General features: G+C 54.4%; 9 protein-coding genes. All 9 read right to left on the minus strand.

Annotated elements, in window-relative coordinates:
* Window positions 1-5 precede the first annotated feature (5 nt).
* Window positions 6-3,755 (minus strand): glycoside hydrolase family 99-like domain-containing protein, encoded by a 3,750-nt coding sequence (locus AU182_RS14585; RefSeq protein ID WP_193754355.1) that lies wholly within the window; start codon window positions 3,753-3,755, stop codon window positions 6-8.
* Window positions 3,756-3,808: 53 nt separating this feature from the next.
* The gene (gene rfbB / locus AU182_RS14590) at window positions 3,809-4,888 is read right to left on the minus strand and encodes a dTDP-glucose 4,6-dehydratase (protein ID WP_066966773.1); all 1,080 of its coding nucleotides are present in this window, start codon (window positions 4,886-4,888) and stop codon (window positions 3,809-3,811) included.
* A gap of 107 nt (window positions 4,889-4,995) precedes the next feature.
* Window positions 4,996-5,865 (minus strand): dTDP-4-dehydrorhamnose reductase, encoded by an 870-nt coding sequence (rfbD, locus tag AU182_RS14595; protein ID WP_066966776.1) that lies wholly within the window; start codon window positions 5,863-5,865, stop codon window positions 4,996-4,998.
* A gap of 90 nt (window positions 5,866-5,955) precedes the next feature.
* On the minus strand, window positions 5,956-6,504 hold the full coding sequence (gene rfbC, locus AU182_RS14600; protein ID WP_066966778.1) for a dTDP-4-dehydrorhamnose 3,5-epimerase: 549 nt from the start codon (window positions 6,502-6,504) through the stop codon (window positions 5,956-5,958).
* Window positions 6,505-6,551: 47 nt separating this feature from the next.
* Window positions 6,552-7,466: a glucose-1-phosphate thymidylyltransferase RfbA gene (gene rfbA, locus AU182_RS14605; protein ID WP_066966781.1), complete on the minus strand. Its 915-nt coding sequence runs from the start codon at window positions 7,464-7,466 to the stop codon at window positions 6,552-6,554.
* 151 nt (window positions 7,467-7,617) lie between these two features.
* Window positions 7,618-9,249 carry an SLBB domain-containing protein gene (locus AU182_RS14610; RefSeq protein ID WP_193754356.1) on the minus strand — a complete coding sequence of 544 codons (1,632 nt, stop codon included), beginning with the start codon at window positions 9,247-9,249 and terminating at the stop codon, window positions 7,618-7,620.
* 39 nt (window positions 9,250-9,288) lie between these two features.
* Window positions 9,289-10,491, minus strand: a complete 1,203-nt coding sequence (locus tag AU182_RS14615; protein ID WP_066966786.1) for a hypothetical protein — start codon at window positions 10,489-10,491, stop codon at window positions 9,289-9,291.
* A gap of 12 nt (window positions 10,492-10,503) precedes the next feature.
* Window positions 10,504-11,193, minus strand: a complete 690-nt coding sequence (locus tag AU182_RS14620) for an ABC transporter ATP-binding protein (RefSeq protein WP_066966789.1) — start codon at window positions 11,191-11,193, stop codon at window positions 10,504-10,506.
* Window positions 11,190-11,981: an ABC transporter permease gene (locus AU182_RS14625; protein ID WP_066966792.1), complete on the minus strand. Its 792-nt coding sequence runs from the start codon at window positions 11,979-11,981 to the stop codon at window positions 11,190-11,192. The genes AU182_RS14620 and AU182_RS14625 overlap by 4 nt, the downstream gene beginning before the upstream one ends.
* Window positions 11,982-12,186 lie beyond the last annotated feature (205 nt).

Consider the following 12,186-nt stretch of genomic DNA (forward strand, 5'->3'; position numbering starts at 1 on the left):
TTATTTTATTCGACACCCAAGTGCCTTTTTGCCTGATCAAAATGTAGTTTAGCTAAATGAACACTTTCGCCTGTTAAACTTACTGTTCGATTTACAAGGCCCTGCACCGAAGAAATTTCCGATAGATGCTTATCTGCTTTAAGTGAGTGGGTCACACTGCCCTGATGCCTGCGGTGGGTATTCAGACTTTTCGAACAGTATTTGATCAAAGCGTTTTCACTTGCCAGCAGATCGGTGTAAAGGAACCAGTCCCCCGCCACGGAGTATTCATAAAGACGGTCACCGGTTCTATCTAGAGCGTCACACAAACTGGATGTGCGGAAGATCACACCACTGACATTCATGATGATGTTCTTGACCGCAAGGAACTCTGCCAGAAATTCCTTACCGGGCATGCGGAAGCTTTTGGCGAAGGTCGTTTCACCAAATTCCTCGAAGTAGTAGTTGTAGCTTTCGGCCAGTAGATTGCCATCCTGGTCCACCTGCCTGGAGTCGCAATAAGCAAGGTCAAACGCATCGTCCGAAACCAGCTCGCTCACGAAATCGGGAGCCGCGAGGTCGTCGGCCTCGGCAATCCACAACAGCTCCCCTTTGGCCAGCCTTGCTCCCTTGTCCCACTGGCGGAACACGGAGCCGGAGTTTTTTTCGTTGACGATCAGCTGGATTTCCCGCTGATGTAAATCTGCCGTTTCCTGGATTACCGACACGCTATTGTCGCTGGACTTGTCGTCCAGGACGATAACCTCGTAGACGGGATAATTCTGGGCGAAGATAGTCTCCAGCCGGGGGCCGATATGATCCTCATAATTGTAGTTGGGTACCACAACAGAAACACGGCGCAATTCCGGCATCAGCAACTCAACGAGGCTGAATACATAGTCTCTCCATTCGAAGGTGCCGATTGCCCAGGCACTACGCGCTGCTCGATGTGCCTCGCTATCGTTGGCAATTTCGCGGTCAATCGCATCAAACAATGCATTTACGTCACCCATGGGCACCAGGGCACCATTGGAGTCGTTGCGCAGTAGTTCTGCAAAACCGCCGCCATTCTGGAAGCCCACTACCGGGGTGCCAAGTGCCAGGGACTCCAGCACGACCGATGGGAATGGGTCTTCCCGCGAGGTCATGGCAAAGGCATCCGCGCCCTGCAGGTACAGGGAAATCTCGCTGGTGAACGGCACGATATGCAGGTGCGATTCCAGCTCGCTACCGGCTATATCTCGGAGTATCCAGTTTTTGAGGCCAGGCTCTACATTGCCCAGCCAGACAAAGTGATAATCGGAGCTTTTTGCCAATGCAACCCGCGCGGTGCTAACAAACAGGTCGAATCCTTTGCGCAGGTCGGCAAACCCGGCATTAACTACAATCTTGGCCCTACCCGGCAGGTTCAACTTCTTGCGCAGGGATTTGTGGCTGTTGCTGTTTGGCTCGAGCTTTTGATAGATCCCCTGTGGCTTGATAACAGCCTTCTCGCCGATTGAGCCGACTACCCGCTCAAAGGAGTCTTTGACGAAGGACGATGCAAACACCACGGATGCCGCATTTTCCGCAATTGCCTTGGCCCTGTCTTCCAGCGCATATTCCTTGATCAGGGTTTCCAACTCATGCACCAGGGAAATGACTTTCAGGCCGCTATCGGCCAAAACTTCCGTACACTGCCCGGATACCGTAGTATTACAGATGGCATGGGCAACGGTACTGCGGCCGGTGATTTCCTTGACGATGTCCCGGAATATGGCGATATCGCCATGAGCCACATGGGTTTTGCCGATCTTCTGGTAATCCTTGACGAGGGGGCCGCCATCAAGTAGAACCAGCTCTACATCAATGCCAAAATCCTGAACCAGGGTCTTGAAGATGTTCAGCGTCAGCAGTTGTGCACCGTGTTTGTAGGCATCGTGCCCAACCAGAACGAGCTTTGTTTTGCCCTCCTGGCGGGTCAGGCCATGTACCGCCCTATAAGTTGCATTCAGATAGGCGCTGCCCCAGTAAACATCGGGCTCCAGGTGTGCACCTTCGGCCCATTCATTCCAGGCATTGATGACAACGAACGACTCATCTCCGCCAATAGGGTTCGCCTCTGCATACTTCACCATGCTGGCCAGCCAGCGCTCGTACTTGGCGGGTGTAGAATCGATGAAGCCCATGCCGCGGCCGGGCTTTCTGGCTTCGTTGTCCCAGCTCGGAGTAACTGCACGAATGAGGTCAAAATCGGGCTTCTCGACCTCCAGGCTGCGCTGTACCAGTTCATCATATAGCGGGTAGTGCCCCGTAAATCCGGGGTCTACAAGACCGAGCTCCTGGGCCTTGGAGTCCAGACCCTGCGCGAGCTTATGCGGCGGGAACTCAACTGCACCGTCCATACCGAACACTTCGGGGTCGTTGTCGCCAAACGCTTGGGCCATGTAGAACAGCGGCGCTTCCCCGAGCAACTCCTCACTCAGTTTGCGCCATTTTTTGATTCTGTTGACCGCATCGGGAATGATACCGGGGCGGTAGATAAAGAACAGTGGGTGACCATCAACGCGAATATAGCGAGGATCGGCAAAGTGGCGGCCGATATCCCGTATAAACGCAATATCATCTTCATCGTGGTAGTCCTGCGCGATCAGGACATTGTTTTCCAGCCCGTCCCAGGTTCTGGTCCAGTTTTCATTGGCCCACAGGATACAGAATGGCAACTCAATTTCGGGGCTGTCCATCAGCATGTTGACGGGGCTATCCATCAGGCGTTTGCCGTTGAACCAGTAATGGTAGAAGCAGAAACCATGCAAACCGGCAGCCTGGGCCATTTCCGCCTGCGCCTTGAGAGTGTCCTTCAGGCGCAGGTCGTAATAACCCAGGTCGCGAGGCAAGTGGGGCTGGTAGTGCCCTTTGAACCGGGGCAGGCCGCGGGTTACGTTGGTCCACTCGGTAAAGCCCTCGCCCCACCACTCACTGTTCTCCTTGAACGGGTGGAACTGGGGTAAGTAATACGCCAGCGCTTTGACTTTGGCAGCCTTCATGGATTTCCCTTTGTACTGGAAATCCTCGTAGCCCTCGCCCGGCCCCCGGTAGCGTGTTATTTCAGCCAACAGGTCAAGTCCGCCAGTGCTGGCACTGCTCGGTTGTGCGCTACCAACAGGCCGAATCGGCAAACCCCTGGCCTTGCCAACGGTCAGGTAATGCCAAAACGGATTATCCGTCAGATTGTTTTCTGCTTTGTACTTTGCGAGGTCAAACAGTATCGACGGGTTCCGTCCCTCATTGACGCCTTGAAATAGGAAGTGAAAGTACGGATCCATGCCGGACTCTTCGATATCCGGATTCGCGCTCAGGTAATAATCCATGCTGAATTCAGGCAATGGACTGAGCTTATCTTTGGCGACATGCGCGTAAAAATAGCTAAGAACTAGACCATCGATTGGCTGGCTGACCTGCCGACGAACATATTCGATGTCCACACACGGTGAGGGGTTGCGTCCCTCCACCTCACCGTGCTGTATATAGTGTACCAGCGGGTGTATCCCGGCATCTTTTACATCACGGTATGTTTCGAGGTACCAGTTTGCATCGAACAGGTACGAGGGGTTTCGGCCCTCCCGAAAGCCGTGATAGTAAAAATGGATCAGTGGATTTTCTCCACTTTCTACCACATCCGGATTACATTCTTTGTACCACTCTTCGTTGAATAAACCCGACTCGTGAATTAACCAGATATTCTCGGAGTCAGACGAAGCTTTTCTTTTACGCCCAAGCTTTAGTAAATCTTTCATTTTTTCGTACATTTAAAACTATTAAAAATTTGGTTCAACGGTGTTCCACTAAACTAAATCTGATAATCACCAGAAAGAACAGATTGCCACCAGCTGCGATTATTCAAGTACCACTGCACTGTTTTTCGAATACCAGATGCGAAGCTTTCGACTGGCTCATAACCAAGCTCGTCGTTAGACTTGGCTGGATCGATCGCGTAGCGTCGATCATGTCCGGCGCGATCAGTTACGTGCGTGATCAGTTCCTGAGCGATTCCCTGTTGGGCTTTTTGGGCATCGGGGAAGCTTTCCGCCAACTCGGGGGTTTCTGAAAATTTCGCATTCATTAGTTCGCAGATCAGCTTGACGATATCGAAGTTCGCCCACTCATTAATACCGCCGATGTTGTAGCACTCACCCAAGCGACCCTTCTTAATTACTAGATCGATACCGCGCGCATGGTCCTCCACATACAGCCAGTCCCGGATTTGCTGACCATCGCCGTAAATCGGCAGCGGCTTATCCTGCAGGATATTGGTAATGACCAGCGGAATGAGCTTCTCCGGAAAGTGGTAGGGCCCGTAGTTATTGGAGCAATTACTGGTGGTAACCTTCAAACCATAGGTGTGATGGTAAGCACGCACTAGATGATCCGAGGCGGCCTTGCTCGCAGAGTACGGGCTATTCGGCGCGTAGGGTGTTGTCTCGCTGAAGGCAGGGTCGTTTGGTCCCAACGTGCCGTACACCTCGTCAGTGGAAACGTGGTGAAATCGGTGATTTTCTTTGTTCAGTCCTTCGTCCAGCCAAACTCTCTTGGCCGCCTTGAGCAGGCTGTGGGTACCGATGATATTGGTTTCGATAAAGGCATCCGGGCCAGTGATCGAACGGTCTACATGGCTCTCTGCCGCGAAGTGCACCAGAGTATCGATTTGGTGCTCTTTGAGCAGCGTCTCTACCAGCGCGGTATCGCAGATATTGCCGTGGCTGAAGGCAAAATTCGGGTTTTCTGCCACTGGATCGAGGTTTGCTTTGTTACCCGCGTAGGTGAGCGCGTCCAGTACGACTACTTTGTCTTGCGGGTAGGTTTTCATCCAGTAGTGGACAAAGTTGGCGCCGATGAAGCCGGCACCGCCGGTTACTAGCAGGTTGCTCATGTTTTGCAGTTCCGTTGGTCTTGGTTCCGGGTGTGCCGGAATAATCAGTTCTAGATTTGTTTTTTCGCGGGGCACTGGTGCGCCCCGGTTCTCCCGCAGACAGGCTGCTACAGGTTGTGTGCACCTAAGACAGATCTCAGCACCTGGCGCCAGTGGCTCAGCTCCACACCAACCTCTTTGGTCAGGCGGGTTTTGTCCAGCACGCTGTAGGATGGGCGTGTCGCCGGGGTTGGGTAATCACTGGTGGCGATAGGGCCAATCTTTACCTGGCGGTCTTCTGGCAGTAGGCCGGAGGCCTTGCCTTCCTCAAAAATGGCTACCGCGAAGTCGTACCAACTGGCGGCGCCGGCATCGGTGCAGTGATAGATACCACTTGCTTCCGGTGAGCTAGCCAGCGCATACAGTGCTTTGGCCAAGGTTCCCGCCCAGGTGGGCGTACCTATCTGGTCAGCGACGATCCCGAGCTGGTCGCGCTCGCGCATCAGACGCAACATGGTTGTGGCGAAGTTACCGCCCTCGCTGTCGTACACCCAGGCGGTACGCACGATGATCGCCTCGGGGAGAATGGCTTCAACCGCCTCTTCACCACGCGCTTTGCTTTCGCCATAAACGCTGACGGGTTTGCGGATATCGGTCGGCTGGTAAGGGTGTGACTGCTTGCCGTCAAACACGAAGTCGGTAGAGACGTGGATCAGGCGAGCGCCGAGTTCGCGGCAGGCAAGCGCCAGATTTTCCGGCCCTCGAGCATTGATGGCGTGGGCCTGCTCTACTTCAGACTGCGCTTTGTCTACGGCGGTGTAGGCAGCGGCGTTGATGACGACATCCGGCCTTGCCTCGCTCAGAACAGCAAATACCTGCTCCTTATCGGCAATATTCAAGGTGTCGCGGCCGTGAGCAATAACCGTTGCGCCGGCGGGCGCCTGCTTTTGGAGTTGCTGGCCTAGCTGGCCATTTTTACCGGTGATTAGAATTTTCATTTTCTACTGTTTGTTGATGATGGTGGATGCGCTGCGCTTATCCACCCTACTGCTGTGTTCTATCCAAAATAAGAAATGGCAACGGGTGCTTTAGCTAAAAACGACAGCTTCTTTCAGGAGTTTGCCTTCGGCGTCTTTAGCAGAAAGCTTGGGCCGTTCGCCGTTGACCAGGGGCCACTCGATACCGATTTCCGGGTCGTCCCAACGCAGGGAGTGTTCGTGCTCCGGTGCGTAATAGTCGGTGCATTTGTAGACGAACTCGGCGGATTCGCTGGTGACGTAAAACCCGTGGGCGAAACCTTCCGGGACCCAGAGCTGGCGCTTGTTGTCTTCGTTCAGCAGTACGCCCACCCACTGACCGAAGGTAGGAGAGCTCTTGCGCAGGTCTACAGCCACATCGAACACTTCACCGGCGGTCACGCGGACCAGCTTGCCCTGGGTGTTTTCGGTCTGGTAGTGCAGGCCACGGAGAATGCCCTGGCTGGACTTACTGTGGTTGTCCTGCACGAAGGTGCGCTCGGCGCATTCGCGGTTGAAGAAGTCCTGGCGAAAGGTTTCCAGGAAGAAGCCGCGCTCGTCGCCGAAGACTTTTGGCTCGATGATTTTTACATCGGGGATGCTGGTTTCTATTACTTTCATAAAACTATTCGCCTGTGGTCAGGCTCCTACATGGGTTTTTCTAACGATTAGCGAGAGAAGGCGTGATCGGTTTTGGATTCGGCGAGGATTTGTATCAGGTATTCACCGTAGCCGCTCTTGATCAGTGGCTGCGCCTGTTTCTCCAGCGTTTCTGCGTCAATAAAACCTTTGCGGAAGGCAACTTCTTCTGGGCAGGCAATTTTAAGGCCCTGGCGGCGTTCGATGGTTTGCACAAACTGCGCAGCTTCCAGCAGGTTGTCGTGGGTGCCCGTGTCCAGCCATGCGGCACCGCGGCCCATCAGCTGTACATTGAGGTTGCCCTGCTCCAAGTACATGCGATTGAGGTCGGTGATCTCCAGCTCCCCGCGAGGGCTGGGCTTGATCTCACGCGCAAGGTCGCAGACCTGGTTGTCGTAAAAGTAGAGGCCGGTTACTGCGTAATTGGATTTCGGCTGCGCGGGCTTTTCTTCGAGACTGATCACCTTGCCGGATTTGTCGAACTCCGCCACACCGTAGGCACGGGGATCGGCAACGTGGTAGCCGAATACGGTGGCGCCCTCGGTGCGCTGGTTTGCGTTCTTCAGTACTTCACTGAAGTGCTCTGCATAATAGATGTTGTCGCCCAGTACCAGCGCACTGGGGTTGCTGCCAACATGTTCACGGCCAATCAGGAACGCCTGTGCAAGGCCGTCGGGAGAAGGCTGCACCGCATAGGTAATGTTGATGCCCCACTGGCTGCCATCTTCCAGCAACTTCTGGAACAGACACTGTTCTTCGGGGGTGGTGATGATGAGGATATCCCGAATCCCCGCCATCATCAGGGTGGTCAGCGGGTAGTAGATCATCGGCTTGTCGTACACCGCCATCAGCTGCTTGCTGACCCCTTTGGTCAGCGGATACAGCCGCGTGCCTGACCCGCCAGCCAGAATTATTCCTTTTCGTGATGAAGTTCCCGCTTTCATTTTTTCCCCCGGATAAAATTCAACTAAATTTGGCGCTCATTTCACTGCAATCTTGAGGCCAAATACCTTCCCTGATTGCACATTTCGAACTGGTTGTTTTTCAAAACCGAAGCGACCCTCAATAGTGAGTCGCCCCGGCTAAATTGATTTGCTAGAACGACAGCACTGCAGCCGTGCCCACGGCGATACGATACAGAATTTCCGTTACGTCTTTTGTAACCTGCAGCTCACTCGCCTGGATTTCCGGCATTATCATGATTTCATCGCCCGGGCGGAGTACTCCATTCAGGCGATTATTGAACTTGCGCTTTTTAATACGACTGATGGTGCCATCCATATGCAGAACCACCAGCTCATCGGTATTGGCGTTATTGGAGAATCCGCCGGCCAGCTCAATGTAATCTTCCAGCGTATGGCGCTCGTTGAACACCAGCGATGTGGGGAATACTACCTCTCCCACAACGGACACTGTTGAAGCGCGCAAGGGAACGATGAGCGAATCGCCATCTTCCAGCAACATTTCACCCGCCTTGGCATTGTTGGCCAGTACCACCTGGCCACGCGGCTGGGCGTTGCGCGCCTTGGCGATAAAGTTCTGGATCATGGACGCAGTGTCCTTAATGGATGCCTGGTCTGCGGTGGTTGTCGGCTGGCGCGTGAGCGCCTCCATTTCCAGCGCATCCAGTGAACGCTCCAGGGCCACCTTCTGCTTTTTTGCCACGCTTTTGCGGTACAACTGCAGTGAGAAGGGATCGGCGTTATCGCGGTAGCGGAGTTTGTCGAGCAGGTCCTGCAGGGTTGCGCCGTAAGGCAATACATAGGCCGCCGGCCCATTCACTTCACCGCTAACGCGAACGGAAATGCTGGTTACCTCACTATCGCTCACCAGCTCCACATGGGCGCCCGGGTGCAACGGGGTACTGATGGCCTCTTCCAGCGGCAGGTAACTCGCCTGCTGCTGACTGCCGATAACCTGGGTAACCCGCGCAAAATTGGCCTGCGGGTTGGGTTTGGCGACCATTAACACTTCGCTGAGGCTGGTGGTTGGGCCGATGAATTCGATCTGACCGGACTCCTGTACCGCACCCTCAATACTGATGTACCCCTGGCGCGGGCCAACCACAATGGAATCTCCATTACGCAGTTGCAGTGCCGGCATCTGACCCTCAACCAAGAAGCTATACAGGTTGATGCGTTGCAGCTCCTTGCCCTGGCGCAACACCTTGATATCGATGTAACTACCGCTTTGCCGGCTGATACCACCGGCGCTATCGAGATAGTAGAGTACGGAGTCGGAAGAGAACCCGGGGTACAAGCCAGGGCTTTCCACGAAGCCTGTGACAAAGACCTTCACCGGCTGGCTCGCCTCCAGGTTCGCGTAGGCCTGCACGTTATTCTTGAACACACGCTTTACATGCCGGAGCACAAACGCATTCAGTTCGCCGTTGGCAACCCCAGCCACCCGTACCGGCCCCACTTCCGGGATAAAAATGTTGCCCTGCGCATCTACCGTGAGCACCGCACTGAAGCTGTAGGCACCCCATAGCTGCAGGGCAATCTGGTCCCCCACGGTAACCCGGTAGCCACCATTAAAACCACGAAACGGCTGATCTTTGAACGCCCCTTTAAACAGCGATTCGCCGAAGGCCGGCAGGTGATTACCTGCGGAAATTTGCTGCTGGTTTTTATTCAGTTGCTGGGTATCCAGTGCGTACACATTGGCACACAGGCTCACCACGGCTAGCACCGCGACTACCCAACTTGTCATCCGTTTATTGGTCATAAAGCTCATCGAACATTAAAAAGAAGAATTTTTCGCCGTTTACACGCGGTGATCGCGAATACTCGCCACCAGCATTTTGCCAATGCCATACAACAGCAGCAGGATCACCGCCAGGCTTGCCAGGTTATACAGCTTATGTGGATACTCCGCGTCTTCGGCAACCGATGGCTGACTGATCACCATCAAGTGCTTGAGCTTGCCTGAAGCCTCCATACGCGCGGTTTCCAGCGCCGTGAGCGAGGCCTGGTACGCGTCCATGGCGAACTGCAAATCCAGCTGCAGATTTTGGAAGTGCGCGTTCAGGCTGTTGAGGCGCTGCTCCCCATTTTCATCGGAGACGCCAACCAACCGCACTTTCTCGGCCTCGATCTGCTGCTGCAGAGAGTCGATTTCTGCCTGCAGGGAGACCACCTGGGAGGAGTCGGTGTGCAGGTACGTTTTGGCAGCAGTGAGTTTGGCCCGCGATTCGGCTAATTTGGCCTCCAGCCCCTGGATAATGGCACTGATGCCCTTGGTCATTTCTTCCGGGCTTACCACCTGGTTTCTGTTCTGGAAATCCAGGATTTTCTGTTTGCTGGTACGCAGCTTGCCCTGTGCCAGCTCCAATTCCCTGCGGACAAACGACACCTGCTTGTCGGCCAGCTGGTTGCTGATGGCATTCACGAAGTCTTCGGACTTGCGAATGACCGTTTCGACCAACTGCTGGGCGAATGCGGGCTCGAACGCCTGCATCTCGATAGTGATGATGCCGGTAGCCTCATCGTGACCGATGCCGATATGGCTGCGGTAGTACTCGAGATAATCTTCCTGGGAGGCATCGACCGCGAGACGGGAAAATACGTCATAGCTATCGCTTTTGTAGTAATCAGCCAGCCCCAGTTCCTGATCCAGATATTGCGCCATATCCAGGGACTGGATGTAGTTCACCACCAGGAAGGCATCTTGAGAGTCGCCCCCCATACCCGGCACCAGAAAGCCCAGAGTGGAAGACATACCCTGACCACTGCTGTTGTCTTTAACGATTAACTGAGCGGCACTCACGTATCGGTCGGACACCCAGAACAGGTAGTATCCGCTGACCAGCACCAGTGGTAACACAACGCACAGGAGCAGCCCGCGCCAACGCGCTGCGCGCGCAGGCACCGCGCCAATACTTGCTGCGGACAGCTTGCGGGTGATTTTGCGTGCTGCGTCTGCAGCTTTCTGCTCACTCACTGCCGGTGTTCTTTCTGCTGTTTCCATAACTCTTTCTATTTATGCGCCCGTTGCGGCGTTTGCGGGCTTGGGTATTCCCTGTTGGTAAACGGAAATCGCCTCTTGTACGGTGTCGAAAATCTGCAGTCCGGAAGGGCCAAGATAAATCCCCACGTCACAGTTTTTCTTCAAGATAGGCATACTGTGAGCCACAATAATGAAGTTGGCGGTTTTGCGCTTTTCCGCGATAACCTGCTCGCACTTGTGCTTGAAGTGCGCATCCCCCACCGACATCACCTCATCCACCAGGTAATAGTCGAAATCCACTGCAATGCTCAGGCCAAAGGCAAGCCGCGAGCGCATGCCGGAGGAATAACTTTTTACCGGCGCGTCGAAGTAGTCACCGATCTCCGCAAATTCCTGCACCCGCTCGAGCACTTGCCTTTTGGCACTGCCCCAGATGCCATGAATGCCGCAGACAAACGTCGCGTTTTCGCGCCCGGTCATACTGCCCTGAAAGCCGCCAGACAGCCCCATGGGCCAGGAAATGCGCTGGTCGGTAATCACGCGCCCTGAATCCGGGTAGTCGATGCCGCCCATAATCCGCAGCAACGTGGACTTGCCAGCGCCATTGCGCCCAAGTATGCCGATGTTCTTGCCTTCCGGAAAAACCGCATTCACATCGCGGAACAAGACCTTGCGGCCGGCCGGTGTGCGGAATGACTTGGTGAGATTGCGCAACTCGATCATTGGCTGCGCACCATGTCTCGCCACTGGCTGCGGTAGACCAGAAGACCAAATGCGAGCATGACCAGTGAACTGGTCGCCAGGTACGGCAGATCGGCAAACATGCCGTGGTAGCTGGCGAACAGCCCTTCACGAGTCAGCTCGATCATGTGCAGCAACGGGTTCCAGGAGAGGTAGCCGTGATACTCCTGCGGCACCTGCTCCAGGGAGAAAAACACTCCGGAGATAAAGTACAGCGGGCGCACGATCATCGGGGCAAACTTGGCGGCCTCGGGAAATTTTGTACCCACCACACACATAGTGAGACTGATCCCCAGGCAGAAGCAGAAAAACAGCAGGTTGATACCAACGAGCAGCAGGAAATCGTTGAAGCGCGCGGTAACGCCGAACCAGGCGAGAATAACCAGCAGCGCAAAAAGGCTGACCAGGTAAATGGCGAATTCCAGTAGCACCCGCGTAAGTACCGCATCAAACGGGCGCAACTGACGGTAATTGAACAGGCCTCGGTTGGATTCTACAGCCGCGACGCCCTTGCTGAAGCAATTACTGAAGAATATAAAGGGCGCGATTCCGGCCAGCATAAATAGCATGGTGGGAATGCCCGGGTAGAACTCCCGTCCCATGAAACTGAAAATGGCCGCCAGCAGCATGATGTGCATGGCTGGCTCCAGCAACACCCACGCATAGCCTAGACGCCACTTGCCAAAGCGGGTCTTCATCTCGCGGATCAGCAGCGCGTGAATAACATCGCGCTGGATTTGCCACGGGCTGCGGTTGTGTGCTGGATGCATGTTGAGCGTTCGGATTCTTGTTTGTGCCGGTTTGTCGCCAAACTGTCCCCACGGCGACCCCGAAAGTTCGGGAAAAATACTGTCAAGAGATCCTTCTCGACTACTCAACCACAAAAAGTGTGACGGAGTTCCAACTTTTAGGCGCAGAAGTGTACAAGAACGGACGTCTAAAAACACCTGTAATTTAATTACACACCATTACACG

This window comes from Microbulbifer sp. Q7, from assembly GCF_001639145.1.
GTDB lineage: Bacteria > Pseudomonadota > Gammaproteobacteria > Pseudomonadales > Cellvibrionaceae > Microbulbifer.